This is a genomic window from Stenotrophomonas sp. CCNWLW57 (assembly GCF_037203925.1).
Classification (GTDB): domain Bacteria; phylum Pseudomonadota; class Gammaproteobacteria; order Xanthomonadales; family Xanthomonadaceae; genus Stenotrophomonas; species Stenotrophomonas rhizophila_A.
The window spans coordinates 395,239-421,647 of sequence record NZ_JBBCBJ010000001.1; the positions used below are offsets into that span (position 1 = coordinate 395,239).

A 26,409-nucleotide genomic window follows, 5' to 3' on the forward strand; every position below is an offset into this window, starting at 1 on the left:
AGCGGCGATCAGTTGCCAACGCCCGTGCCTGTTTTCACGGCACCCGCCAGCCGCGTACTGCCCCCACTTTGACTGCAGCGCCCGGCATCCGAGGATGGCCGCCTGGTGCGCGCCGCCGCCCAGGAAACGCTGATGACCCGTACTTCCGCTCTGCCGTCCCGCACCTTGCCGCAAGGCCGCCTGCCGCAGGCGCTGTTGATCGCCCTGGCCACCCTGGCTGCGGCTCCCGCCTTCGCGCAGGACATCGGCGCCGACGCCACCACCCTGGACAAGATCGTAGTCAAGGGCGAGCGCGCCGAGGGCTATTCGGTCCGCAAGACCTCGGCCGCCACCCGCTTCGACCTCGCCCCGCGCGAGATCCCGCAGTCGATCAGCATCATCAGCCACCAGCGCATCGAGGACCAGAACCTCGATGACATCATCGACGTGCTGGCCAACACCACCGGCGTGAGCAGCACCCAGTCCGACACCGAGCGCACCGAGTTCTACTCGCGCGGGTTCTATATCGACAGCTACCAGTACGACAACCTGCCCACCCAGATGGTGCAGAACTGGAGCTACGGCGATTCCGGCCTGGACCTGGCCCTGTACGACCGCGTGGAAGTGGTGCGTGGCGCCACCGGCCTGCTGACCGGCGCGGGCAACCCGTCGGCCTCGGTCAACCTGATCCGCAAGCACGCCGACAGCGCCGAACTGACCGGCAGCGTGTCGGTCAACGTCGGCAGCTGGGGCCGCACCCGCAGCACCGTGGATGTGACCACCCCGCTGAATGCCAGTGGTTCGGTGCGCGCGCGCGTGATCGGCAGCTACCTCGATACCGAATCGCAGATGGACGGCTACGACCAGCACAAGACGCTGGGCTATGCGGTGATCGACGCCGACCTGACCCCAGACACCCAGCTGAGCGTGGGCTACGACTACCAGCAGAAGCGCGCCAACGGCGTGACCTGGGGCGGCTTCCCGATGTTGTTCTCCGACGGTTCGCCGACCCCGTTCGACGAATCGTTCAGCGCCAATCCGCGCTGGACCTACTGGGACACCACCAGCAAGCGCCTGTTCGCGACCCTGGAACACGGCTTCGCCAACGACTGGAAGGTTCGCGTCGGCGCCACCCATGACGAGACCAAGGCCGACGACAAGTTGTTCTACCCGGCCTACAACGACTGGACCACCGGTGCTTCGCTGCTGGACCCGGTCACCGGCGCCGGCGTCACCCCGTCGGCCGGCTTCTACAACACCGAGCGCAAGGTCGATGCGGTGGACGGCTACGTCGAAGGCCCGTTCCAGCTGTTCGGCCGCGAGCACCAGGTCATGGCCGGCCTGAGCTACAACAAGCGCCGCTACGCCAACTATGGTGATTACCAGGGGGGCTGGGCGCCGCTGGACAACTACCTGGGCGGCGTTGCCGATTTCCCGGAACCCAACTGGCTGGACACCCTGCCGCTGCAGAGCGAAGGCACCATCACCCAGAAGGCCGGCTATGCCGCCACCCGCCTGTCGCTGGCCGATCCGCTGAAGCTGATCCTCGGTGCGCGTTACACCGACTGGAAGAGCGAAGGCGAAGGCGCCGACCGCTCGCACAAGGTCACCACGCCCTATGCCGGCCTGGTCTACGACCTCAACGACACCTGGTCGACCTACGCCGCTTACACCGAAATCTTCCAGCCGCAGACGCTCAAGCAGCAGGACGGCAGCTACCTGGATCCGGTGGACGGCAAGAGCTACGAAGTGGGCGTCAAGGCCGCCTGGTTCGACAACCGCCTGAATGCCTCGCTCGCGGTGTTCCGCATCGAGCAGGACAACGTGGGCCAGGCCACCACCATTCCGGTGCAGGGCAGCCCGAACGAGTTCGCCTACATCGCCGCGCGCGGCACGGTAAGCCGTGGCTTCGAGCTGGAATTGAACGGTGAGCTGGCGGCGGGCTGGAACGCCACCTTCGGTGCCTCGCGTTACGTGGCCAAGGACATCAACGGCGCGGACATCAACACCAACCTGCCGCAGACCACCATCAAGCTGTTCACCAGCTACACCCCGCAGGCGCTGAGCGACCTGACCGTCGGTGGCGGCGTGAACTGGCAGAACGGCATCTACTACCCGGTGCCGGCCTACGGCCGCATCGAGCAGGAGAGCTACGCGCTGGTCAGTGCCTTCGTGCGCTACCGCCTGGCCCCGCAGTTCAGCGTGCAGGCCAACCTCAACAATCTGCTGGACAAGGAATACTTCTCGCAGATCAACGGCTATGGCGCCTACGGCGACGGCCGCAACGGCTCGATCACCTTCACCTGGTCGTTCTAAGGTTGCACCCGACCGTTGGTCGGGGTGGCCGGTAACAAGCAGAAAGCCGGGCCAAGCCCGGCTTTCTGCGTTTCAATCTGCGTTTCAATCAGAACCGCAGGTCCGCGCGCAGGTACCAGTAACGCCCACGCGGGATGTCGTACGTCGACGCGTCATAGCCGTTGAGCGAGCACGACAGGCAGATCGGCGGATCCTTGTCGAACGCGTTGTTCAACCCCGCGCTGAGCTGCAGGCCCTTCATCCAGTCGAATTTGTAGCCCACCTGGAAGTCGTGGTACGTGGTGGCTGCAAGTTTGTTGGTCCCGCCGGCCTGGTCACTACACACCGGGAAGCTGGACGCGTCGCCGCACTGTTCGGTCAGCTCGGAAATGTGCCGCACGGTCCACGACGCGTTCCAGTTGGCCAGGGTCCAGCCAATGGTCGCGTTGCTGGTCCATTCCGGAATGGAGCTGTTGACCACCTCCACGCCCGGTTCCTGCGGCTGGCGCTGGCCTGCCGCCCCCAGCGCCTCATAGCGGCCCACGAACGTGTTCTGCCAACCCAGCTTGAACTGGCCGATGTCGCTCTGCGGCAGCGTCCAGAACAGGTCCACGTCCCAGCCGTCGGTCTTGATCGAGCCCAGGTTGGTGAGGCGGTTGTTGAAGCCGCTGACCGCACCGGTGGACGCACGGGTGATGCCATCGCAGTACAGCGCGTCCAGCGTGTCCACGCATAGGTCAAGCTGGGTCTGCGCGTCGATGGCCTGGATCGCGCCTTCGATGTTGTGGCGGTAGAAGGTCACTTCCACGTCGAAGCGCTCGGACCACGAGGCGTTGTTGCCGAACCACGGGCTCCACACGAAGCCGGCACTGAAGCTGCGCGAGGTTTCCGGGTCCAGCTGGTCGTTGCCGCCGGTGGTGACCGAGATCTGCGAATTCGCCTGCTGGAAGCCAGTCGGCACGCCCAGCGCCGCGCAGTTGGCCGCACTGCCGCGCGGCGGCGTGCCGCCCAGGCCCACCGAGCACGGATCGAACAGCTGCAGATCCGCGCGCGCGGCTGACCCGTACAGCTCACCGATGGACGGGGCGCGGAAGCCTTCGGCATAGCTGGTGCGCAGCACGAAGTCGTCGGTCACCTGCCAACGCAGGCCGTACTTGGGCGTGAACTCGCCACCGAAGGTGGAGTAATCCGAATAGCGCCCGGCCAGGCTCAGGTCCAGCTTTTCACCCAGCGCGCTCTTGGCGAAGATCGGCACCGCCAGTTCGAGGTACACCTCGTTGACGTCGTACGAACCGGAGGTCGGCAGCGACGGCACGCCGTTGTAGTGGCCGCGCACCGTGATCGGATCGGGCTGGTATTCGCCTTCGTACTTGCGGTACTCGTACCCGGTGGCGAACGACAGCGGGCCTGCCGGCAGCGTGAACAGGTCGCTGCTCAGGTTGGCGGTGAACAGGGTGAGCTCGTTCTGGCTGCGGTCGTGCACCACCGGCTGGATCCAGTCCAGCATCGGCTGGGTAATGGTGCCTGGGCCGCCGAAGATGTTCAGCGGCACGCAGCCCGGGGTGGCCGCGCAGATGGCCGGATCACCCAACGCGATGTTGGCGTTGTAGATGTTGTAACTGCCGTAGTTGGTCTGCTCGGCCTTGTTCTTGCTGTACATGCCGTTGACGTCCCACGACCAGCTGCGATCGACGGCCTGGAACAGGCCCACCAGCCCGGTGGCGAAGTAGGTGGTGTTCACTTCCTGCTCGAAGATGCGCGGCCCGCCTTCCACCGGGCGGCGGCCGATCATGCTCAGGTTGCTGGACGAATCCAGGTCGAAGCCGAACGGGTTGTACGGGTTGAGCGCGGAAATGACGATGTTGTCGGCCAACGGGTTGCCGGTGGCGCCATCGGGGCCGAAGAACAGCGGCTCGGGACCGGCCTGGTTGGTCGATTCGCGGCGGTTGGCCAGCGCCTTGATGTACCACTGCACGTTGTCGGTGATGTCGAAGCGGAACTGGCCGAAGATGCCCTTGCGCTCGGACGGGGTCAGCAGCAGGTTGTACTCGGCGAAGTTGAAGCGGTCCGCCGTGGTGAAGCAGTGGTAATCGTCGGTGCGGTCGCAACCGCCCACGCCGTTGAAGGTGGGATCGGTGGCGCCGGTGTTGGGCGTGATGTTGTAGGCAATGCCGGTGTTCGGGTCGGTGAACATGAAGCGGCCGGTCGGGGTCGCCGAGCTGCCGAACGACAGTCCGGTGCCGGGAACCGGGTAGCGCGACTGTTCGCGGGTGTTGGCATATACCGCGTCCTGCTTGGTCCAGCTGGCGCCCAGGAACAGGCTGTAGCGGTCGCCACTGGTGCCCCAGGCCAGGTCCACGCCCTTCTGGGTGCCATCGCCCTTGCTGTACTCACCGTAGTTCACGGTGACCTGGCCGCCATCGAACTCGCGGCGGGTGATGATGTTGACCACGCCGGCAATCGCGTCCGAACCGTACAGCGACGAGGCGCCGTCTTCGAGCACTTCAATGCGCTCGACGATCGCCAGCGGAATGGTGTTGAGGTCGGTGGCCGCGCCCACGCCGGACGCGGAGGATTCGTTGACCCAACGGATGCCATCGACCAGCACCAGCACACGCTTGGCGCCCAGGTGGCGAAGGTCGACCTGGGCCGAACCGGCACCCACGCCGCTGCCGTCGGGCGGGAAACCGAAGTTGCCCGACGAGTTGAACTTGGCGTTGAGCGCCGAACCGGAACCGGTCAGCTGCTGCAGCACCTCGCCGATGGAATTCAGGCCGGTGCGTTCGATCTCGCTGCGGGTGAGGGTCTGGATCGGCACCTGGCCTTCGACCTCGGCCCGCTTGATGCGGGTACCGGTGACTTCCACCCGGTCCAGTTCGGTGGTGGTGCGGGGAGCATCCTGCGCGGTGGCAAGGGCGGGGACGGACAGCAGGCACAGCGCTACGGCAGCCGCCAAGGGGCGGTAATGCAGGTTGTTCATTCGCTCTCTCTCCAAAGGAATGGCTTGCTGGGGCCGCCTCGCCTCCCCCTTGAAGCGCGGCAGCGTCTCCTTTGTAAACAACCTGTAAAGATGAAGGCGTGATGAAAGTGTGGATTTCACGCAGACGTTACGGATGCGGCACCGAGCGGCGCATCTAAGCCGACGAGCGGCTGCGCAGCAGCCGAATTCCGGACGGAAGCGCCCTATTCCGTATGGCAGCTCAAAGCGGTGCCCGACCATCGGCACCGCAGGCGGGTGGCAGAAGGGGTGTCGACGTGCACGGGGATGCCCTGCGCCCGTGCGGCCCGCACCCACGCCTGGCGGTTGCGGACATTCTGGAACTGGTACGACCCGACCAGCGACACCGCACCGGCGCGCTGGGCAGCACTCTGGTCCGGCAGCTGATTGCCGTAGGGGTCGCGGCTTTGACCCGTGACATAGCCGGCCCGGCGGTTGCTGTTGCCGTCCATGGTGTAGACCGTCCAGGAACGGTCTGGCCAGACAAGCTCAACCCGCAACGGCCCTATGCCCAACCTGTCGTACAGCTTCAGCCGGCGCTCGTGCAGGGTCATCGACAGCTCGTCGAGCCGTTGGTAACCGGTGGTGGCCCCAGCCAGGTGGCGGGCCAGCTGCGCGCCAAGGCGGGTCTGCAGCACAGTGTCCTGCGCCACTGTCACCGCGCTGAGCTGAGGCAGGGTTCGCTCGTGGTCGGCAACGCGCCCCCCAACGGAAACCGCCGCCGGTGCGGGTGCGGGCAGAAGTAGGAACCCCAGCACAACAAGAACGAGCAAGCAGCCAAGCGACTTCATCGCAGTGCCCCCTATGCGTTGCTTCCTCAATCGTCCTTCGGATACAGCTCAACCGATCGGCCTATCCCGGCCGCAGCGATCCGACCGAGCAATGCGCTATGGAACTGAAACCCACACAATCCGCTCAAGAACGCACTTACATAGAACTCAACTTCGCCACCGCTCCCCACCAGGCTGCGTATGAAGTCGTCGTACTCGCTGATCCTCTCGAGGCACCGCCCCAACCATATGAAATATTCGGTCCGAATCTGGCTGCAGTAAGCCTGATTTCCATACAGGACATGGATCCGAAGCTATCTCCACTCACTTCGCACCGCACTTCTCTCGAACCCGACTTAGGACACGGGTGTGAGCACCACTTTTCTTCAGCTTTACTTCGAGTCCACTGCACTCAAGCCTGACGCCGTCCCCTCCGGGATATACCAGCAGCGCTCCCTTAGGATCAACACCGTCCAAGTAGAGAACTGCGCAGCCATCCCCATCGACTGCAATCCGGACCGCCCTGGATCGAAGATTGCTCAGCTCCTGACTTCCAGATTCGCACATCGCGCCATAGTACAGGCCACTCATGTCTCCATATATTTTCTTGGAATCAAGCTCCCCCCTAGTTCCATCATCGCATGCAATCAGCAGCGTAACGACCGATGCAAAAGTGATGATCGACCGAACTCTTCTACGCAAACTTCCTGCCATACGTCGTACCTATACACGAAGCGATATGTTGACAAAAACCAAGGCTAAAACCACCTGTGCGCCAACTCGACTAACAACTCAGAAACACTTCCGGCTCACCAGGAGAGATCACGTCAATCACCTCTTCACCTATCATGAGAATGTAGTGCAGCAACCCAGGGCCGGAGGCCGTACCCAGTGATTCCTCAATGTAGTAATTCATCATTGTTCCCTCATGACACCGAACCAAAGCACCACGTGCCTCTCCCATATCAGCAAAAAGCCTCAACCGAGCACCTTCATCAGAAACACAGATGAAATTCACCGAGGAAAACGCTATCTCCAAGATCACGCGATCATCGCCATCTCGCGCTTGAATCACTACACGACCATCGTCGAAGACGACATGGGAGCTGGATGGCCGTGGTAGCAAACCAAGCAGAACCTCATACTTGATTGACATAGAAAACCTTCATCCGCGCGCCTTCCCAGGACATAGACTCTATTAAAGGCACCCATTCAAGCGATTTCCACGATCTCCTCGCTGGTTGTAGGCGCAGGCCTCCAATAGCGTGTCGGCCTGTTTGACCTCGATCATGCCGCTGAAGCACCGCACATTCGGCAGGCACTACATCCCACAGCGCCCTAACTCCTCTGCGAGCTTAGTTTGGCCATACGCCATCGCCATGGAAACAGCCGTCTCGCCCCGTGGACCTGCGAGGCACGGGTCGGCCCCGTTCTTGGTCAAGAGCCTGACTGCCCTTTCATTCTTCAATTTCACTGCCCAAAAGAGAGCACTGTTGCCCCCACCGTCCATCGAGTCTACATCGGCGCCATTGCATATCAGCCATTCCGCTGACGCAATCTTCCCATTTGCCACACTGAATGGGAGTGGCGTCCAACCGTCGAGCACAGCACCGTTTACGTCTACTCCCTGCGCCAACTTCTCATCCAGCAGAGCGGTATTTTCCGTCCGAAGCGCGTCATAGATGACTTGGGCCTGCGTCGTCCGCCCACACCCGGAAAGCGTCAACAGGGTTACCAGCATGAGGTGAACCGTCCGCCTCATCGCGCCGGCTCAAACTGTAGAAGCTCACCGGGAATCACTTGCTTCCTCTAGGTATAACGTAGCGATCAGTCTCCATGTTCGACCGGCCCTTTCTGTCGCAGTTTCAATAACTGCCGTCGCAGCCAAAATCCGACCAACAGCAACGCAAGGATAACCACCACGATCATCTTTTCGACCTTCGCTTCATCAACGGCGAACTTGAAGACAACGACGTTCGAAACAAGCCCGCCGAACGACGGGCAACCAAGGCGAGAACCGCACTTTCACCTCCTCAGGGTGCATCGGCTCCGCCGAAAACCCGACTATTCCAGTATGCGTCCTTTCGACGAAACCAGCCAGAGAACTCAGGCACGTCAAACTCGCGCAACTGTCCCATTGAAATATTGTACCTGTAGAAGAATGCAATCAGATCCAAGAGTTCGCCCTGTGATATGGCCGCCCGATCTACAACAATGTAGAGCTCCGTGCCTTTTCCATAGTGATTTTTAACGCATACCATCTTCCCAAGCCAGTCAAAAAATGCATACTCATCGCGCACGGAGTAGTAAGTGACGGCATCCGCCTTCAATTCAACCAAGCCATCATTGCTCATCGCGTCCTACCTCCTGGATACACGTTTATATAGCCACCGCTTTTCTTCTGGACATCCCAATGGGGACCTCCGTGCGCTCCGCTACCCTGACGAGCACGCGTTGGCGCGTGCGGTGCGGGGTTGAGCTGGACATCCCTGCACTCCTTCCTGGAGGCAGACTGCGCGTTTGACTGGAAACATCATTCGGGCGTCACCGCGTGGACCGACTGTGCGGGCGGTGAGTGACAGGGAGGTTTATGCGCGATGGATGCGTTGTAGGCAAGGCGGGAAAGTGTGACCGCTCTCACTCAATGGTGTGACTGGCGCTTCTTTTGCCGCGATTTTCGGCTTGTCTTACAGGCTTACGCGGGGATTTCCTACAAGACGATAGGCGCAGCGACAGTGGCTGGTGATGCAGGCGGTGTTGCTTTCGGTGCAGTCAGAGAGAGTACCGACCAACGGACGGTACCTACCAGCGTAGCTGTTGGTGACGCGGAAGCGGCCCACCGTTCGGCGGGCCGCTCGTTCTGCTACGGGTTCACGAACGCGATCTTTTCCATGTGCGCGTTGTTGGCCGCAGCCAACACCTTGGCCATCACGTCGTACTCGGCGTTCGGGTCGGTGGCGATGCGCAGTTCGGGAACGTTGCCGGTGTTGGCCTGTGCGGCGTCCTGCATGCGCTGCTGCAGCGAGCTGACCGCAACCATCTGGCCGTTCCAGCTGACCTGGTTGCTGGCGTCCACCCGCAGTTCGATCGGCGGTGGCGGTGCGGTGGGCGGTACCACGGTGGTGGGTTGCGGCAGGTTGACCGGGATGGGCATGGACACCATCGGGGCGGTCACGATGAAGATGATCAACAGCACCAGCATTACATCCACCAACGGGGTGACGTTGATGTCGGCCAGTGGTCCGGAGTTGCCTGCTGCACTGAATGCCATGGTGTGAGTCCTTGTTGTTGGTTTTTCCTGCGGGCCGGCCAACGGCCGGCGCTACCATCTGGTTTGAGTCTCCTGCTGCCATCGGGCTGGTGGCTTTGACATTACGCCGGTGCGTGGCGCCTGTTCAGGGGGGCGACGGGTGCTGTTCATCATTGAGTTGGCTTGCCGTCACCGGCTTTCACCCCTGCCCGCTATCCTTTCGGCATGAACCGACTCCCCCTCCTGATCCTCAGTTCCGCCACCCTGCTCGCCTGCACGGGCGTGGGCGCCGATGCCGGTGCCCAGAGCCTGGACGCCCAGCGCGCGCAGATGAAGGCGGCCATCGAGAATGCCGAACGCGGCCAGTTCGATCCCGGCCAGGCGGCGGGGCTGGCAAAGCACCCGCTGTATGGCTGGCTGGAGTACGCCAACCTGCGCCGCAACATCGATACGGTCACCACTGCCCAGGCCCAGGACTTTCTCAAGCGCTACAACGGCCAGGCCGTGGCCAGCAGCTTCCGCAGCGTGTGGTTGCCGGCGGTAGCCCGGCGCCAGGACTGGCCCACCCTGCTGGCGAACTGGGCGCCCACCGAGAATGTCGGCCTGCGCTGCGCCCAGCTCAATGCGCGCCAAGCTACCGGCAAGGCCGATGCGCAGTGGGTCAGTGAGGCGCAGGCGATCTGGCGCAGCACCGGCAAGTCCCTGCCCGATGCCTGCGATCCCGTTTTTGCGGTGCTGGATGCCAAGGGCGGGATGAGCGCGGAGCTGCGCTGGGAGCGCATCGATGCCGCGGCCGACGCGCAGGAGCCGGCGGTGATGCGCAGTGCCGCCCGCGGGCTGCCGGCCGCCGACCTGGCGCTGGCCAACACCTATGCCGCGTTCGTGGACAAGCCCAATGCCAGTGCGCTGAACTGGCCGCGCAACGAACGCAGCCGGCGCATCGCCACCGATGGCCTGGCCAAGCTGGCCAAGGCCGACCCGGACGCGACCGAGCAGCAGCTGCCGCAGTACGCCAACGCGCTGCAGCTGAGCGCCGCCCAGCAGGCGGATGTGAAGTACCAGATCGCGCTATGGACGGTGGCGTCCTATGGGCCCGATTCCGCACGCCGGCTCAATGCCGTGCCGGATTCGGCCTATGACGAGCGCCTGCACGAGTGGCGGGCACGCGAGGCGATGTCGCGCGGCGACTGGCCGGCCACGCTGGCGGCGATCCGCAAGATGGAGCCGAAGCAGCGCAGCGACTCGCGCTGGCGCTATTTCGAGGCGCGCATGCTGGACAAGACGGGCAAGCGCAACGAGGCATTGCCGCTGTACCGCGAAGCGGCGCGCGCGGCCACCTTCCATGGTTTCCTGGCCGCCGACCAGCTGGGCCAGAGCACCTACACGCTGTGCCCGGTGGAACCCAAGGACAGTGCGCAGGCACAGGCCACGGTGGCACGCGACCCGGCGATCGTGCGCGCGATGGAACTGTTCAGGATCGAGCGTTCGGGCTGGGCGGTGGCCGAGTGGAACGATGCCCTCACCCGCTTCGACACCACGCAGCGCCGTATTGCGGTGGAAGTGGCGCGCGACAACGGCTGGTTCGACCGCGCGGTGTTCTCGCTGGGCAAGACCCCGGAAGAGCAGCGCCTGTACAGCCTGCGCTTCCCGCTGCACCACGATGATGCGATCCGCCGTGAGTCGGCGCGCAATGCGATCGACCCGGCCTGGGTGGCCGCCGAGATCCGCGCCGAGAGCATCTTCAACCCGAAGGCCCGCTCGCCGGCCAATGCGATGGGGCTGATGCAGGTGCTGCCGGCCACCGGCGCGAGCGTGGCCAAGACCATCGGCCTGACCAACTATGGCGGTGCGGCCAGCCTGTATGACGCCGACACCAACATCGCCATCGGCACTGCCTACCTGCGCCAGCTGATGAACAAGTACGAAGGCCTGCCCTATGTGACCATCGCCGCGTACAACGCCGGACCGACCCCGACCGCGCGCTGGCAGTCGCAGCGGCCGGGCTTCGATCCGGATATCTGGATCGAGACCATCAGCTACAAGGAAACCCGCGAGTACGTTGCACGCATTCTCGCGTTCAGCGTGATCTACGACTGGCGTCTCAACGGGGACGCGCTGCCGGTCACCGACCGCATGAACGGGCGGCTGCAGGCGAAGCGGAAGGCATTCACCTGCCCGACGGATGCGGAGAAGGGCGGCGACTGAGCGCCTGCCAACGGCCGGTGTTGCCGGCCGTGGCATCATGGGCCCATGAAGATCTATCTCGTTGGCGGCGCCGTGCGCGACCGCCTGCTGCAGCGTCCTGCCGGCGACCGCGACTGGGTGGTGGTCGGCGCTACCCAGCCGGAAATGGAAGCGCTGGGCTACAAGGCCGTGGGCAAGGATTTCCCGGTATTCCTGCACCCGGATACGGGCGAGGAATACGCGCTGGCGCGGACCGAGCGCAAGTCCGGGCGCGGCTACCGGGGCTTCGTCGTCGATGCCGATCCCTCGGTGACGCTGGAAGAAGACCTGCTGCGGCGGGACTTCACCATCAACGCCATTGCCTGCGATGAGGCCAGCGGCGAGCTGGTGGACCCGTACCGCGGTGTGCGCGACATTGAACAGCGCGTGCTGCGGCATGTGGGCCCCGCCTTCGTGGAAGATCCACTGCGGGTGCTGCGCGCGGCGCGTTTCATGGCGCGCTTTGCACCGCTGGGCTTTACGGTGGCGCCGGAAACGATGCAGCTGATGCGGCAGATCGCCGACAGCGGCGAGCTGGATGCGCTGGTGCCCGAACGGGTCTGGCAGGAACTGCGCCGCGTGCTCGGTTCGGCGCAACCGTCGGCCTTCCTGCGCACGCTGCACGATGCCAATGCGCTGGGGGCGGTGTTGCCCGAACTGGAAGCGCTGTACGGAGTGCCGCAGCGTGCCGAGTACCACCCGGAGGTGGATACGGGCGTGCACCAGGAAATGGTCAGCGATATCGCCGCGCAGCTGGCGCCGGGTGATGACCTGGCGGGATTCGCCGCGCTTACCCACGATCTGGGCAAGGCACTGACTCCGCAAGCGGAATGGCCGCGCCATGTGATGCATGAGCAGCGCGGGCTGGAACCGCTGCGTGCGCTGTGTGATCGCTTGAAGGTTCCGCTGGATCACCGCCAGCTGGCCGAGGCGGTGTGCCGCGACCATCTCAACGTCCACCGCATCGACGAATTGCGCGATGGCACGGTGCTTGACCTGCTGGGCCGTTGTGATGGGTTCCGGCGGCCGGAACGGATCGCCCGGATCGCGGTGTGCTGCGAGGCGGATGCGCGTGGCCGCCTCGGCTTCGAGGATCGGCCGTACCCGCAGGGTGAAACACTCAAGCGGCTGCACCAAGCGGCACTGTCAGTACAGGCCCGCGATCTGGATCTAGCGCACCTGAAAGGCCCGGCGGTAGGCGAAGCCCTGGCCCAGGCGCGCATCAAAGCAATTGCCGCAGCCCGTCGTTGATCCTACGGATGCACCACGAACAGGCCGCCTGCTCCGGGTGAGCGGGCGAGGTCTGCGTCGGACAGGCGCGCCCGCGCGGTGGTGATGAAGAGGCGTCCGTCGTCGCCGAATGCCAGGCTGCCCACGTGCGCGGCCGGTACCGGGATCGAGCGCAGGACCGCGCCGTTGGGTGCGAGTTCCACTACCGCATGCCCGCCCCACATCGCCACCCATAGATGACCATCGGGCCCCATCGTCATGCCGTCGGGTTTGCCGGGCACGCCGAGGAAGTCGGTCACCACGCGCGGTTCACCCAGGGTGCCGGCGTGGATATCGGCCGCATAGGCCAGCAGCGTGCGCGCCAGCGTATCAATCACGAACAGCGTGCTTTCGTCTGCGGAGAAGGCCATGCCGTTGGCCACGCCCAGCCCCTCCGCCACGCGATGCGCGGGCAACTCGACACTGCCTGCATGGAACAGCGCGCCCCGGCCGGACAACAGGCCGCGATGCATGGAACCGCCCCACAGCCCGCCCAGGCTGTCCACCACCATATCGTTGAGCCGGCACCCCGCACCAACATCGATCTCCGGGCCGGCGGTGATGCTTCCGTCCGCCACCAGCCGCAGGAAGTGCGTCTCTCCATTGCCGACCAGCCCGGACCCCACCTGCCCCAACGCCCATACCGGTTCGGTCAACGCCACGCGCGTGCACGCCGCTCCATCCCACCGCAGCAGGCACGGCACGGTCGGGTCGACCCAGCACAAGGTGCCGCCCGCATCGAAGAGGGGCGACTCGCCCACCATCGCCTGCGCGGCATGCACCAGCGTGGCCACCGGTGCGGCGGGCGCCTGCAAGGCCTGGATCCAAGCCGCAGCGCGCTGGCCAACGTCATCGGCGGCGCGGCCAGGACGGTACAGATCGGTGCCGACACCGAAGGCGCGAACGCCTGCTTCGCGGTATGCACCGATGTCGCCCACGCTTGCGCCACCCACGGCGATCAGGGTCACGCCGGCTGGCAACACCGCCGACAACGCCGACAACTGCGGTCGCGCGCCATGGGCCGGGAACGCCTTGAGATGGCGGGCGCCGGCGGCGATGGCGGCGAACGCTTCGGTCGCGGTGACGAACCCCGGCAAAGGGATCATGCCCTTCGCCACCGCGGCAGCGATCACCGCCGGATCGGTATTGGGCGACACGCAGAATACGCAGCCGATGGAGGCGAGCTGCTCGACGGCATCGGTGTTCACCACCGTGCCGGCACCGATCAGCATGCGCCCTTCAAAATGCGCAACCAGCGCGGCGATGGTGGTGAACGGGTCCGGCGAATTGAGCGGCACCTCCGCCAACCGCACGCCAGCGGCGTACAGCGCCTCCACCACGGCAATCGCGTCGTCGCCGCTCAGCCCGCGCAGGATCGCGATCAGGCCGGTCTCGGTCAGTGCACGGTCGAACGCTGCATCATGCGCACTCATGCCACCGCTCCCGCTGCCTGGTGCAACGCCAGGAAACCGCGCGTTGATGCCTGCTGTGAGGCAATCGCACTGCCGGAGCCCCCCAGCTCCTGCAGTGCGCGCGCATACAGCGCGCACACCGGCGCGGCGCCGATCAGCGGCACCTCGTTCAATGCGTCTGGCCAATAACGGCGGACATCGGCAAGCTCCGCGCCGATCAGCAGGCCGCGCAGGTAGGAAGCTCCCTCGCGCCGGGCGAGGTCGCTGCGGATCACCCGCGCCCGCGCGCCGAACAGCAGGGTGGCCAATCCTGCACCGCCCTGCGCGGTCCGCACGCCGTCGATGAACGCCTCGCCGTCTTCGGCCGGACCGTCAACAACCGACGCCAGCAATCCGGCTGCGGTGAGCCGGTCGAAGATCTCGCCCGACATCGCGGTCATGAACTCCACCACCACACCCTGTTCCAGCCGCACCCATTTGCTGTGGGTGCCGGGCAAGGCCACCAGTCCAGTGGCGGGAATCGTGCCGAGCGCGACCATCCCCAGCAGCTCGGTTTCCTCCCCGCGCATGATGTCCGGCGCGCCGTCGCCGCGCCGGCAGGCCAGCCCCGGAACGATGGCCACCCCATGCGTACCGATCCGCACCTCATGCAGGTGCCCGGCGATGGCGTGCGGGGATGCCGGGCATTCCACGTATCCCGCATCACTCCAGCCGATGTTCGAGCCGATCATGCCGCTGGCATAGATCCGCGAGGCATGCGGCCACGCGGTTGCCACGTCCTCCAGCAGCGCCTGCATCTGCGACCGCTCCAGCCCGGCAATGCCGCGCGGCTGTTCGATCGTCGCGCTGACCGTGCCGTCGGCTTCGATCCGGTAAGCGCGGAAGTTGGTGCTGCCCCAGTTGATGCCGATGATGTAGTTCGTGTCCTGCCCACTCATCGCCGGGTCACCCCTGCACCACCATCCAGCGCAAACACCGAACCGGTAATCCAGCCACTGCGCGGCGAGGCCAGGAACAGGGCGAGCTCGGCAGCGTCTGCAGGCGTACCCAGGCGTCCCAGCGGATGTCGTTGCTCGTTGCTGCGCCGTGCGGCGGCGGGGTCGGCTGCGCGCGCGAACGAGGCCTGCAGCATCGGCGTATCCACCGATGCCGGTGCGATGGTGTTGACCCGGATGTTGTCCGGGGCCAACTCCAGCGCGGCGGTGCGCGCCATTTCCTCCAGCGCGGCCTTGGACGCGGCATAGGCCGCCAGCCCCGGCGTGGCGAAACGCGCGTTGATCGACGACACCAGCACGATGCTGCCACCCCGCCCGCGCATGTCCGGCACCAGCTCGCGCATCACCCGCAGCGCACCGAGCACGTTGACCGAGTACACGTCCAGCCAAAGGTCGTCGGTGCTGTCGAGCGTACTGCCCGGCGGACAGATGCCGGCGCAGTGCACCAGCGCATCAAAGGGCCCTAGCGCAGCGCGCAGGTCGGCAATGGCAGCACTGACCGCGTCCGGCGAGCGCAGGTCGGCCACCGCCGTGGCATCGGCCCCGCTCGATACGCCCTGGTCCAGCGCCGCCACCCGGGCGCCATCGGCGCGCAGCCGCGTGACCACTGCCGCGCCGATCCCGCTGGCCGCACCGGTCACCAGCACCGTGCGCCCCTGCATTCCCGCCTCGCTCATGCTCTGCCCTTCCTTTCCAGAGGAACCATGCTCAGAACCGGTAGGTCAGGCTGGCCTTGTAGGACCGGCCGAACACCACGTTGGTACGCAGGCCTTCGGCATAGCCGTCGAAGGTGCGCTGTTCGCTGTCGAGCAGGTTGTTGCCTTCCAGCTTCAGCGACAGGCGCTCGCTGAAATCGTAGCTCATCGATGCCGACAGGTCCTTGTAGGTATCGTTGTAGATGCCCGTGGACGCTGCCGACAGGCCCACCAGGTATTCGTCACGCCAGTTGTAGGCCAGGCGGATGCCGAACGGGCCGTTCTCGTAGTAGCCGATCAGGTTGGCGTTGTTCTTGGACAGGCCCGGGAACGTCATGGCGTTGCCGTTGATGTCGGTGATCGGGGTTTCCGAGTCGATCCAGGTGTAGGTGGCCACCACGCCGAAGCCATCGAACATGCCGCTGAAGGGCACCTGCGCCAACAGCTCCGCGCCCTTCACCTTGGCCTTGTCGCCGTTGATCTTGCGCAGCACCAGGAAGTTGACGTTGCTGTAGGTTTCCGCGCTCTGGCGCTGCACGATGAAGGTGGACACGTCCTTGTAGAACAGGCCGGCCGAGAGCAGGCCCTGGCCGCCGTAGTACCACTCCAGCGACAGGTCGTACTGGGTGGCCTTGAACGGATCCAGGTCCGGTGCGCCGCCGCTGCCGGTGCCCGGCGAGGTCTGCACCCCGTTGGCATCGAACACGGCGTTGTTGTTGAGGGTCACGCCATTGTTGAGGTCTTCGGTATTGGGGAAGGCGACCACCTTGGCCGCACCGCCGCGCAGTACCAGGCTGTCGCTGATCTGCAGCTTGGCCACCGCCGAAGGCAGCACGTTGCGGTCGTCGCGCTCGAAGTTGGACGGGGTCAGCGCCCCGGTGCCGCTGATCAGGTTGCCGCGCGAGGTCAGGTCACGACCCACGAAGCGCAGGCCGACGTTGCCGCCCAGCGCCATGCCGCCCACCTCGGTGTCCCAGTTGAGCTTGGCGTAGGCCTCGAGGAAGTCTTCATCCACGCTGAAGGTGGCCGAATAGGCCAGCGCGGTGTTGGCTGGATCCAGGCACTGCGGGTTCTGCGAGATCTGCGGCAGCGTGGTGAAGCTGCCGCAGCCGCCGAAGGTGCCGCGGAACGCCCCCAGGTAATCGCGCGGCAGGCCGGCGAATTCGCCCGGCAGGAAGTCGCTGTTGCTGTACACGCGGATGTAGGGATCCATCTGCGTCACCGGAATGCCGCCGGCCGGGCGGATGTCGGCGCGGCGGGGGTCCTGCAGGCTTTCCAGCCGGCTGAAGCGCGCGCCAACGTCCAGCGAACGCAGCGGGCCGTTGTCGAAGGCCAGGCTCCAGTCGGTGCGCAGCGCGCGCGAGTCGGTCTGTGCGCGCCAGTCGTTGTCGAACAGGATGGTCATGCGCCACTGCGCCGGATCGACCACGTTGACGCCGCTGACGTTGAAGCTGCCGAAGCTGCCGCTGCGCAGGTCGAAGTCGGTGACCGAGGTCAGCCCGGCCATCGGCGCCAGCCGCATGTAGCGCTGGTTGTAGCTGGCGGTGGAACGGCCCCAGTCCAGTTCGGCCGAACCGGTTACGCGTTCGCCGACCTGGAAGCTGGCACGCAGCGCGCTGGACAGGGTGTCCGAATCGATGTCGGCCACTTCGGTGTTGAGCAGCACGGTGCCGGTGGATCGGCCGGCCAGCAGGATGTCGTGGTCGGAGTAGACCGCGTTGCTCAGGCCGGCGGAGGGATTGAAGGCGATCCAGTAGCGGTCGCGCTCGGCCTTCTGCCGGGAATAGAAGGTATCCCAGGACAGCTCCACGCCATCGGCCGGGCGCCACTGCAGTACCGCGCTGAGGCCCACCTTGGTGCGGTCATCGTCGATGTTCTGCGCGCGCATGTCGGTACTGCCGAAGCGCGTGCGGGTGGGATCGGTCGGGTCGTTGAAGCGGGCATACCCGGAGAAGGTGTCCAGGCCCTGCTGCACCACGTTGCGGCGGCCGTACGTGGCTGACAGCAGCGCACCGAAGGTGCGGTCCTCGTTGCGCCGCGAGATCAGCCCGAAGGCGTTGTGGCCCCAGGAATCGGCCATGTCGTCATAGGTGCCGGCCAGGCTGACCACGTTCTGGTCGCTGTCGCCCGACAGCGGCTGCCGGGTGTGGATGTCGACGATGCCGCCAAGCCCACCGGAAATCTGGTCGGCGCCGGCGAGCTTGGTCACTTCCAGCCGCGAGATCAGCTCGGAGGGCACCAGTGAGAGCAGGCCGTAGGTGGAGGTGGCCAGCTGGTCCAGGCCGTTGCCGCCGCGCCCGGTGGCATCGACGATCTGGCGGCCGTTGTACAGCAGCACGTTCTCTTTCAGGCCGCGCACCAGGATGTCGCTGCCCTCGCCCATGCCGCGCTCGAGCTGCACGCCGGCCACCCGGCCCAGCGATTCGGCGACGTTGGTGTCGGGCAGCTTGCCGATGTCATCGGCCACGATCGCATCGACGATCTGCGGCGAATCGCGTTTGAGGTCGCGCGAGGCTTCGAGGCTGCCGCGGATGCCGACGACGCTCACGGCGTCGAGTGTCTGCGCCTGCTGGTTGCCGGCGGTGGTGGTGGTGGCAGGCGGAGCATCCTGTGCGGCGGCCAGCATCGGCGCCAGCAGGCAGGTGCCCAAGGCGGTGAACAAGGTGGAACGTCGAAAACGAAGCATGTATCGGCCCTCTCCCAAGGTAGGGATCCCGCTGCAGGCCCCCGACCTGCCCAGCTGGATCCAGCGCTTTTTCGTCGTTGCTGCTGCGCTGCGACTTGGCAGCGTGTAGCTAATATAGCAATATGATTTGGCCGCGCACGCTGCAATGCAGCGAAGAATCAAGACCCGTCTGTAGCGTCTGCGGCCACTTCCCTTCCATAGTGTTGCTATCCATGGCACACGCATTTCAACAAGGACCCGGCGCAATGGCCGTTCTGCAAGGTGTCTTCCCGATCCTTCCCAGCATCTTCGACGCGCACGGCGCGCTCGATGAGGCCGGGACCGAAGCCGTGTTCGAGTACATCCTGGCCGCCGGCGCGGCCGGGGTGGTGTTTCCGGGCCTGGCCAGCGAATACGACATGCTCACGCTGGATGAGCGCCTGCACCTGACGGCCTGCATCGGCCGCTGGAACCGCGGCCGCGTGCCGTTCATCGTCGGCGCCAGCGCGCGCACGCTGGAGGACGCGGTGCGGCTGGCCCAGGCCGGCGGCCAGGCCGGGGCGAGCGCGGCGATGGTGCTGACCCCGCACGCGCTGGCCGGTGATGCCGAGGGCATGGCTGCGTTCTTCAGCCGCTTGGCCAGCGAGTCGGGCGTGGCGGTCATGCTGCAGAACGCTCCGGCGCCGATGGGCGTTGGGCTGGGCGTGGAAGAGGTCGTGGCGCTGACCGCGCGCGTCCCGGCCATTGAATATGTCAAGGAAGAAACGATGCCTTCGGGGCACCGCATCACCGCGCTGTCCGAGCGCGCCGGCAGCAGCGTGCGCGCGGTGTTCGGCGGTGCCGGCGCCCGCTACGTGCTGGACGAACTCACGCGCGGGGCGGTCGGCACGATGCCGGCCTGCGAAATCACCGAGGTGCATGTGGCGATGCTGGCAGCCTGGGCGACGGGCGACCAGGAGCGTGCACGCACACTGTTCGAGCGCACCCTGCCGCTGCTGAGCATGCAGGCGGTGTTCCGCTGGCGGCTCACCAAGGCCATCCTGCTGCGCCGCGGCCTGATCGGCAGCGACCATGTGCGCGCGCCCGGTCCGGCGCTGGACCGGTTCGATGCGCGCGAACTGGATATCCTGCTGGATCGCATCAGCGACCTGCTGCCGTTGGATACCGTCCCCGGGCAGGCACGGAGAAGCCACGCGTGAGCCAGGTCACACAGGTTGAAACGTTCATCCTCACCGTTCCGCGCACCACGCCCTACCTGGGGCCGCTGGGGCCGGGCGAACGGGTCAACGCGCGCGGCTACCTGGTGCGCAAAGGCAACGGCACGCTCTACCCCACCGTGGACCGCTCGGTGCTGGTGCGCGTCACCACCGCCGATGGTGCGGTGGGCTGGGGCGAAACCTATGGCATCTGCGCACCGCGCGCGACCTGCGAGATCATCAACGACCTGCTTGCGCCGGAACTGATCGGGCGCGAGCCGGAAGACGTGGAGCAGATCTGGGACGACCTGTACGGCCTGATGCGCGTGCGTGGCTGCGGCAGCGGGTTCCACACCGATGCACTGGCGGCGCTGGACATCGCCCTGTGGGACCTGCGCGCGCGTGCGGCCGGACAGCCGCTGTGGGCGCTGCTGGGTGAGCGGCGGCGCGACACCATTGCAGGCTATGTATCGGGATTGCCGGCGGCAACCGTCGCGGAGAAGGTGGCGATGGCGCGCGCGTTTGCGGCGCAGGGCCACGATGCCTTCAAGGTGCATGCCGTGGTCAGCCATGACGGCATCGTCGAAGAAATGCAGGCGCTGCGCAGCGAGCTGGGCGATGCGGTGCACCTGATGGTGGACCTGCACTGGAAGTTCGATCACGCGCAGGCATTAGCGCTGGCAGAGCAACTGCTGCCGGCGCAGCTGACCTTCATCGAAGCACCGCTCAAGCCCGAGGATGTTGCGGGGCTGATCGCGCTGGGTGGCGACAGCCCCATTCCCGTGGCGGCCGGCGAAGAGTGGCCCACCGACCATGTCGCACGGTTGCGATTGGCCGGTGGAACGCTCGCCTATGTGCAGCCAGAGATGGGCCACACCGGGATCACCCAGTTCCTGCGCATCGCACGCCTGGCGGCAGCGCACGGGGTGCAGGTCGCGCCGCACGCCACCATTGGCGGCGGCATCTTCATGGCCGCCAGCCTGCATGCATCAGCGGTCATCGAGGGTCTTTGGCGCCACGAGTGGCAGCACTCGATCTTCTCGCGGTCGGTGGAGATGCTCGACACCGACATGGCGTACCAGCGCGAGGGTTACACGCTGCCCTCTGGTCACGGCCTGGGTGCACAGCCCAATGCGCGTTTCTGGGAACACGCAGAATTCGTGCCCTGAGCGCGGGGCTGGATAATCTCCGGCCCCACGCGGTCGCATCCCAATCGACCGCCGATGGATTATGCAACGTCCGATGATGGCATGACCTCCGTCGAAGCCGGCTTCGGCCGAGGTCATGCGTTCGTCGTGCCGATGACCAGTGTCGGCAGTCGTTCGGGAACCGACCCTACCCTCGGGCCGCCGCCACCGCCTCGGCGTCCGGGCCAACCAGCGTCATTCGCGAACGCTTGGCTTTTCTCAACGCGGTCCAGGCCAGTAGTACCGCGATCGGATGCAGGAACGCCATCAGCACGAATGCGCGGTCGAAGTTGCCGTCGGCGACCAGGTGGCCCACCACCTGCGCCGAGACCATGCCGCCGAGTGCACTGCCGCAGCCCACCAGCCCCGCCACCGAGGCGATGTAGCGCGACGGGAACAGGTCCACCGTCATCGCGGTGAGGTTGATCTGGTAGGTCAGGTGCGCGAACGTCACCACGCACGCCAGCGCGAGCAGCAGCGGAATCGGCGGATGCAGCGCCACCAGCATGCCAACCGGCGCCAGGCACGCTGCACCGATCATGGTGGCCAGGCGGGCCCGCACCGGGCTCATGCCGCGCTTGACCAGCCGCCCTGAAATCAGGCCACCGCCCACGCTGCCGATATCCGCAGCAACGTAGACGATCCACGCCAGCGAGGCGATCGCGGCCAGGCTCATGCCGCGCGCATCGCCCAGGTATTTGGGGAACCAGAACAGGTAGAAGTACCAGACCGGATCGGCCACCGCGCGCGAGGCGACCAGCGCCCACACCGTGCGGTCGCGCGCCAGCCGGCCCCAGACCCCTTTCATCGACACCGCCGGTGCGGGTGCCGCGGGCGTGTCCAGCGCCGGCGTGGCGACCGCCTCGGCCGTTGCGGCCGCAGTCACCGCCGTGGCTGTCTGACGCGCCGGACGGGGGTAGACCAGGTACCACGCAATCATCCACAGCAGCCCGGCCACGCCGGTGATCCAGAACGCGCTGCGCCAGCCGTAGGTCAATGCAATGCCACCGATCAACGGCGGCGCCAGCGTCGCGCCGATCATCGCGCCGGCGGTGTACAGGCCGAGCGCCAGGCCACGCTGCGGCGCCGGAAACTGCTCGGACACCACCTTGGTGCCCACGGTGTAGTTGCCCGGCTCACCCAGCCCCAGCGCGAAACGCGCCGCGCCCAGCTCGAACGCGCTGCGCACGAAGCCGGTGGCGATGTTGGCCAACGACCACCAGCCCACGAACAGCAGCAGCGCCACGCGCGCACCCAGCCAGTCGGTAACCCGCCCGGCCATCACGTAGGCCGCTGCGTAGGCGAACAGGAACACCTGCACCACACGGGCATATTCCAGGTCGCTCATGCCCAGGTCGGCCTGGATGGTGGTCGCCAGGATCGACAGCGCCTGCCGGTCCAGGTAATTGATCACCGTGGAAAAGAACAGCAGGGCCAGCAGCACCCACTTGGTGTTCCTGCCGCCGGTCACGCGCCCGCACGCTTGGACATCGCCGATGCCTCCCCTTCGGAAGGCTGCAACGTATTGCTATTGTAGCAACATGTCAAACCGCACTGCGGCAAAGCCCTCAGCCGATCTCGGCGGCCGCCGCGCGCAGTGCCGCCACCAGTTCTTCGGTGGCCGATTCAGGGATCCAGCCGGACATCGCGATGCCGGCATGCACCGGATCGCCCATCGCGATGGCTACGATGTGGTGGTCGCGTTCGTCGGCCACGTGCACGCGTGCATGCCCCTGCAGCCTTGTCCGTTCCAGCGTGGCCAGCAGCTGATCGATGCCCTCCGGGAACATCGGGATGGGGCGGTCGGCGTACAGCTCGCGCACCTCGTCGTCCGACAGCTGGGCCAGCAGCGCGATGCCGATGCCGCTGGTGGTCGCGGGCAGCAGACCGATGCGGCCCAGGCCCCGCGCAGCCTCGATTCCCGGCGGCGCATGGAACAGGTAGCTGACGCTGTCGTTCCACAGCACGCCCAGCGCCACGGTATGACCAAAACGGCGCAGGTGCTCGAGCACGGGCAGCGCGCGGCGGATCAACCCGGAGGCGAACAGGCTCTGCGCGGCCAGCACGTGCATGCCCGGGCCGGCGGTGTATTTGCGGTCGGCGGTCTGCCGCGCAATGCCCAGGTAGGCCAGCGTCTTGAGCAGGCGGTTGACCCGGGTCGGGTTGGCATCCAGCTGCCGGGCCAGTTCGCGGCAGCCCACCGGCTCGGGCGAGGACGCCAGCGCCTGAAGGGTCGCAATCCCGTCGATCAGGCTCTGGTTGGGCTGGGCATTGGGCTTGGTTCGCATCGGCAAAGCGTACTTTGCCGCTACCGGTAATGCCACCAATAGCAACACCGGCAGCGGGCCTGCCTTCCGCTAGAAGTCGAAACGCAGCCCGATGTTGCCCTCGATCACCTTGCGCTCCTTCTGCCGGCTGCTTTCCAGGTCGCGGGTGTAGTCGGCGACCGCGAACGCGCTGACGTTGGCGTTGAAGCGCGCCACCACGCCGAAGCCGACCTCCAGCGCACGTGAATCCTGCTGGTTGATGATGCGGTTGGTATCGAAGTCGATGCGGTCTTCCCCATCGAGCGTCTGCCAGTAGTTGAGCTTGAAGTACGGTTGCCAGCCGTTGCCGGCGATCTCGTAGTCCGCGGCCAGACGTACGCCGGCGCGCCCGGTCCAGGCGTTGTCGGCGTTGAAGCGAAGCTGCGCGATGCGGTCGGCGGCATCGTCCACCGAGGTGCGCTGCCAGATCACCTGCAGTTGCGGCTCCAGCCACCAGGCCGACTGGCCGAAGCGCAGCAGCGGCTTGCCCACTTCCACCGATGCGGTGGTGCCATCGCCGTCCACGTCGATGCCGATGCCGCGTGCGGAGGTCGCCTCGCCGTCGTAGCGGCTCTGCATCACCACCACGTCGAGGTAGCCGCCGGCGCTGCCGGCGCGTGTCCAGTACAGGCCCACGTGCTTGTCGTCCAGGCGGGTGCGGCCTACCGCGACATTTTCCCAGCCGATTGCAAAGCCGTTGACGTTGCCCTGCGCGCGGGTACGGCCGACGAACACACCGAACTGGTCGCGGTGCGCATCGCCTGCGTTCGCATACAGATCCAGACCCGCCTGCACCCCCTGCATGTCGCCATCGAATCCGGGCTGGGCATTGCCCTCCCAGTACTGCTCGTGGCTCTGCCCGACCAGGCGCGCCCACGCGGCCCGCACGCCGCCCTGGCCGGCGAGGATGCGCTGCTCACCCTGGCGCTCGTGGAAGGTACCCAGGCTGGCCAGGCTGGTTTCGCGCAGCAGTGGCGGCACCACCGAGTAGAGGCCGGTTTCCAGCCGGTACAACGGCACGATGGCCTCTTCCGACGGGCGTGCGTCAGGCGTGGGCGGCGCTGCCAATGGCCCGGGAACGGCGGCCACTTCGGTCGGCACCGGCGGCGGCACGTCGTCCTGCGGCGGCGCGGCCGGCGGTGGCGGGGCCGGCTCCGGCGGCGGCGCGGGCTCGGCGGCCACCGGGTCCGGGTTTTCGGGGACGTCCGGTGAGGGGGGCGGCGGCAGCGCAGGCGGCGGCGTCCCCAACGCCTCCGGCGGCGGTGGCTCAGGTGTCACCGAGCCCAGACCGATGGGCGGTGGGGCCGGCGCGGCGACCACACCGTTGACTACGGTCGAACGCAGATACCAGTTCTCGCTGCTCCCTGCGCTGACGCCACCCTTGAACAGGAAATACTCGTACGCACCGGCGGCAACCGGTGCATACAGCGCGAACGCGCCCGGGCTGGTGCTGGCACCGTTGATCGCCTGCACCACAAGGATGCCGTCGGCTACGGTTTCGGCACCGGCACCGCCCGCGTTGAGGATGCCCACCCCCGTGGTCCCGCTGGCCACGCCATTGGAGATCACCAGCCGGTCCGATGCGGCATCGTCGGCACCCAGCACGGTGTCCAGGTACAGCGCACCGCCATTGCCGGTGTAATTACCGGCGATGGTGAACGCATCGCCGGCGCCGCCACCGCCGTTGGTCAGGTCGATGCGGCCGGCATTGGTGACGTTGACCGGCTGTGCTGCGTTGAAGGCGACAATGCTGGCGTTGACGCCCCCGCCGAACAGCGTACTGGTCGCGTCCACGTCGAGCGCGCCGGTACCGCTTCCGGTATCGCCCAGGCGCAGGTCGCCGTCGAAGGTCAGCTGGCTGTCATTGGCCAGCGCCATCGATTCCCAGCCGGTGAAGCGGGCCACGCCATCGGTCTTGACGTTGTCCATGTTGAGCGTGTCAGTGCCCAGGCCGCCGTCGAAGCCCGGCAGCGCGCCAAGGTAGGAGACGTTGAGGTCGGCCAGCGTGGCGGTGTCGTTGCCTTCCCCGAAATCGACCAGGCCGTGCACCACCCCGCCACCACGCCAGTCGAAGCGGTCGTCGCCGAAGCTGAGGCGGATCTCGCCGCGCACGGTGCCGCCGGTGATGGTGACCGAATCGTTGCCGCCGCTGACGCTGATGTTGCCGCCGATGTATCCATCGGAGAGCACGATCGTGTCGTTGCCGAAGCCGGTAACCAGGTTGCCGTCTATGGTGCCACCGGACATCAGGAAGGTGTTGTCTTCCAGCTTCATGTTGACCCGGCCGATGCGGCCGCCGGTCATTTCGCCGTAATCGCCATCATCGAACGCGCCGACGATGCGCCCGTCGGTCATGCGGAAACGGTCCAGTCCATCGCCCTGCAGCAGCGCGCCGATGCTGCCGCCGGTCATCAGGAAGGTATCGATGCCCGAGCCCTGCTGCACGGTGCCGGACACGGTGCCGCCCGAGACCTCCAGGCTGTCCGCGTCGGCGCCTTGGTCGATGCTGCCGACGGTGCCGCCACTGAGGGTTATGGCATCGTTGCCGGCGCCCTGCAGGACGCTGCTGCTGATGCTGCCGCCCAGCATGTCCAGGCGGTCGGCGCCGGCGCCGAAGATGATGCCGGCGGTGCTGCCGCTGATGACGCCGCGGTTCACCACCGTGGTCGCCGCGTTGGTGAGGATGCCCACGCCACTGGCGCTGGTGATGCTGCCACTGTTGTCGATGCGGTGTCCGCTGCCGCCGTTCAACGCGATCGCGGCACCACTGGCGATGCCGAGCTGGGCGCCGGCCTGCACGTTGACGGTGACATTGCTCGAGCCCGGCACGCTGGCGATGGGCGTGGTCTGCGGACTCGGTGCCGCTGCCGTGCAGGTAACGGTCTGTCCGGTCGTGGGTGAGGTGCTGTCGCACCCGGCCCAGGCCGGCGCGGTGGTGGTGGCGAGGAGGAGGCCGCCGCAGGCCACGCGCAGGCTGCGCGCGATGCCTGCCGCCAGACGGGAACGTGGCGGAGTCGCATTCATGGGACGCATTGACCGTTCCTTTTCCAAAGAAGGGAATTACGGTTTGCCGATGCGTCCCCCGTAACCTTACGCAGGCCGGCGAAGGTACTTTTACCGTCCGGATGTGAGGCGGAGGTAAAATTTGGGCGGTTTCTGGATATTCACC

At 66.1% G+C, this 26,409-nt stretch carries 17 protein-coding genes; 5 read left to right on the plus strand and 12 right to left on the minus strand.

Going from position 1 to position 26,409, the window contains the following annotated elements; genetic code table 11:
* Positions 1-132 precede the first annotated feature (132 nt).
* Positions 133-2,295, plus strand: coding sequence for a ferric-rhodotorulic acid/ferric-coprogen receptor FhuE (gene fhuE / locus V9K91_RS01755; RefSeq protein ID WP_336442596.1), 2,163 nt, complete (start codon positions 133-135; stop codon positions 2,293-2,295).
* Between the two features lie 88 nt (positions 2,296-2,383).
* Here the strand turns inward: fhuE and V9K91_RS01760 are convergent, their stop codons facing one another.
* The 5 genes from V9K91_RS01760 to V9K91_RS01780 all read right to left on the minus strand — a co-directional run bounded on the left by V9K91_RS01760 (position 2,384) and on the right by V9K91_RS01780 (position 9,313).
* A complete protein-coding gene (locus V9K91_RS01760; protein ID WP_336442597.1) occupies positions 2,384-5,254 on the minus strand; it encodes a TonB-dependent receptor in 2,871 nt (956 codons plus the stop codon).
* Positions 5,255-5,457: 203 nt separating this feature from the next.
* A complete protein-coding gene (locus tag V9K91_RS01765; RefSeq protein WP_306987535.1) occupies positions 5,458-6,063 on the minus strand; it encodes a hypothetical protein in 606 nt (201 codons plus the stop codon).
* Between the two features lie 763 nt (positions 6,064-6,826).
* On the minus strand, positions 6,827-7,198 hold the full coding sequence (locus V9K91_RS01770) for a hypothetical protein (protein ID WP_306987533.1): 372 nt from the start codon (positions 7,196-7,198) through the stop codon (positions 6,827-6,829).
* Between the two features lie 877 nt (positions 7,199-8,075).
* Positions 8,076-8,396 (minus strand): hypothetical protein, encoded by a 321-nt coding sequence (locus V9K91_RS01775; protein ID WP_306987532.1) that lies wholly within the window; start codon positions 8,394-8,396, stop codon positions 8,076-8,078.
* Between the two features lie 509 nt (positions 8,397-8,905).
* Positions 8,906-9,313, minus strand: coding sequence for a biopolymer transporter ExbD (locus tag V9K91_RS01780; RefSeq protein ID WP_068854013.1), 408 nt, complete (start codon positions 9,311-9,313; stop codon positions 8,906-8,908).
* A gap of 204 nt (positions 9,314-9,517) precedes the next feature.
* On the opposite strand from V9K91_RS01780, the gene V9K91_RS01785 reads away from it, so the two are divergent.
* Both V9K91_RS01785 and V9K91_RS01790 read left to right on the plus strand, forming a co-directional pair.
* Positions 9,518-11,497: a transglycosylase SLT domain-containing protein gene (locus tag V9K91_RS01785; RefSeq protein WP_336442598.1), complete on the plus strand. Its 1,980-nt coding sequence runs from the start codon at positions 9,518-9,520 to the stop codon at positions 11,495-11,497.
* Positions 11,498-11,542: 45 nt separating this feature from the next.
* Complete coding sequence (locus V9K91_RS01790; RefSeq protein WP_307106129.1) at positions 11,543-12,766, plus strand: multifunctional CCA addition/repair protein; 1,224 nt, start codon at positions 11,543-11,545, stop codon at positions 12,764-12,766.
* Between the two features lie 2 nt (positions 12,767-12,768).
* On the opposite strand, the gene V9K91_RS01795 is transcribed toward V9K91_RS01790, so the two are convergent.
* The 4 genes from V9K91_RS01795 to V9K91_RS01810 are packed head-to-tail and all read right to left on the minus strand — an operon-like array spanning position 12,769 to position 18,572.
* The gene (locus V9K91_RS01795) at positions 12,769-14,217 is read right to left on the minus strand and encodes a 2-dehydro-3-deoxy-6-phosphogalactonate aldolase (RefSeq protein WP_095362947.1); all 1,449 of its coding nucleotides are present in this window, start codon (positions 14,215-14,217) and stop codon (positions 12,769-12,771) included.
* Positions 14,214-15,134: a 2-dehydro-3-deoxygalactonokinase gene (locus tag V9K91_RS01800; RefSeq protein WP_095362948.1), complete on the minus strand. Its 921-nt coding sequence runs from the start codon at positions 15,132-15,134 to the stop codon at positions 14,214-14,216. Before V9K91_RS01800 ends, V9K91_RS01795 begins: the two co-directional genes overlap by 4 nt.
* Entirely contained in the window at positions 15,131-15,868 is a 738-nt protein-coding gene (locus V9K91_RS01805) for an SDR family NAD(P)-dependent oxidoreductase (protein ID WP_210131063.1), read from the minus strand. The genes V9K91_RS01800 and V9K91_RS01805 overlap by 4 nt, the downstream gene beginning before the upstream one ends.
* 31 nt (positions 15,869-15,899) lie before the next feature.
* Positions 15,900-18,572, minus strand: a complete 2,673-nt coding sequence (locus V9K91_RS01810) for a TonB-dependent receptor (protein ID WP_336442599.1) — start codon at positions 18,570-18,572, stop codon at positions 15,900-15,902.
* A 245-nt stretch (positions 18,573-18,817) separates the two neighbouring features.
* Here V9K91_RS01810 and V9K91_RS01815 point away from each other — a divergent pair, with 245 nt between their 5' ends.
* Positions 18,818-19,750: a dihydrodipicolinate synthase family protein gene (locus V9K91_RS01815; RefSeq protein ID WP_068854018.1), complete on the plus strand. Its 933-nt coding sequence runs from the start codon at positions 18,818-18,820 to the stop codon at positions 19,748-19,750.
* Positions 19,747-20,916, plus strand: coding sequence for a mandelate racemase/muconate lactonizing enzyme family protein (locus tag V9K91_RS01820; RefSeq protein WP_210131066.1), 1,170 nt, complete (start codon positions 19,747-19,749; stop codon positions 20,914-20,916). The genes V9K91_RS01815 and V9K91_RS01820 overlap by 4 nt, the downstream gene beginning before the upstream one ends.
* A gap of 166 nt (positions 20,917-21,082) precedes the next feature.
* Here V9K91_RS01820 and V9K91_RS01825 read toward each other — a convergent pair whose 3' ends face one another.
* The 3 genes from V9K91_RS01825 to V9K91_RS01835 all read right to left on the minus strand — a co-directional run bounded on the left by V9K91_RS01825 (position 21,083) and on the right by V9K91_RS01835 (position 26,273).
* Positions 21,083-22,405, minus strand: coding sequence for an MFS transporter (locus V9K91_RS01825; protein WP_210131067.1), 1,323 nt, complete (start codon positions 22,403-22,405; stop codon positions 21,083-21,085).
* Positions 22,406-22,502: 97 nt separating this feature from the next.
* On the minus strand, positions 22,503-23,222 hold the full coding sequence (locus V9K91_RS01830; RefSeq protein WP_095362954.1) for a helix-turn-helix domain-containing protein: 720 nt from the start codon (positions 23,220-23,222) through the stop codon (positions 22,503-22,505).
* A 69-nt stretch (positions 23,223-23,291) separates the two neighbouring features.
* Complete coding sequence (locus tag V9K91_RS01835) at positions 23,292-26,273, minus strand: autotransporter domain-containing protein (RefSeq protein ID WP_336442600.1); 2,982 nt, start codon at positions 26,271-26,273, stop codon at positions 23,292-23,294.
* Between the last annotated feature and the right edge of the window lie 136 nt (positions 26,274-26,409).

Excerpts from the sequence above, each read along its gene's own strand:
- V9K91_RS01760 (WP_336442597.1), bottom strand. The coding sequence starts at position 5,254 with ATGAACAACCTGCATTACCGCCCCTTGGCGGCTGCCGTAGCGCTGTGC.
- V9K91_RS01790 (WP_307106129.1), top strand. The coding sequence starts at position 11,543 with ATGAAGATCTATCTCGTTGGCGGCGCCGTGCGCGACCGCCTGCTGCAG.
- fhuE (WP_336442596.1), top strand. The coding sequence starts at position 133 with ATGACCCGTACTTCCGCTCTGCCGTCCCGCACCTTGCCGCAAGGCCGC.
- V9K91_RS01780 (WP_068854013.1), bottom strand. The coding sequence starts at position 9,313 with ATGGCATTCAGTGCAGCAGGCAACTCCGGACCACTGGCCGACATCAAC.
- V9K91_RS01775 (WP_306987532.1), bottom strand. The coding sequence starts at position 8,396 with ATGAGCAATGATGGCTTGGTTGAATTGAAGGCGGATGCCGTCACTTAC.
- V9K91_RS01815 (WP_068854018.1), top strand. The coding sequence starts at position 18,818 with ATGGCCGTTCTGCAAGGTGTCTTCCCGATCCTTCCCAGCATCTTCGAC.
- V9K91_RS01765 (WP_306987535.1), bottom strand. The coding sequence starts at position 6,063 with ATGAAGTCGCTTGGCTGCTTGCTCGTTCTTGTTGTGCTGGGGTTCCTA.
- V9K91_RS01770 (WP_306987533.1), bottom strand. The coding sequence starts at position 7,198 with ATGTCAATCAAGTATGAGGTTCTGCTTGGTTTGCTACCACGGCCATCC.
- V9K91_RS01785 (WP_336442598.1), top strand. The coding sequence starts at position 9,518 with ATGAACCGACTCCCCCTCCTGATCCTCAGTTCCGCCACCCTGCTCGCC.
- V9K91_RS01800 (WP_095362948.1), bottom strand. The coding sequence starts at position 15,134 with ATGAGTGGGCAGGACACGAACTACATCATCGGCATCAACTGGGGCAGC.
- V9K91_RS01830 (WP_095362954.1), bottom strand. The coding sequence starts at position 23,222 with ATGCGAACCAAGCCCAATGCCCAGCCCAACCAGAGCCTGATCGACGGG.
- V9K91_RS01805 (WP_210131063.1), bottom strand. The coding sequence starts at position 15,868 with ATGAGCGAGGCGGGAATGCAGGGGCGCACGGTGCTGGTGACCGGTGCG.
- V9K91_RS01810 (WP_336442599.1), bottom strand. The coding sequence starts at position 18,572 with ATGCTTCGTTTTCGACGTTCCACCTTGTTCACCGCCTTGGGCACCTGC.
- V9K91_RS01835 (WP_336442600.1), bottom strand. The coding sequence starts at position 26,273 with ATGCGTCCCATGAATGCGACTCCGCCACGTTCCCGTCTGGCGGCAGGC.
- V9K91_RS01795 (WP_095362947.1), bottom strand. The coding sequence starts at position 14,217 with ATGAGTGCGCATGATGCAGCGTTCGACCGTGCACTGACCGAGACCGGC.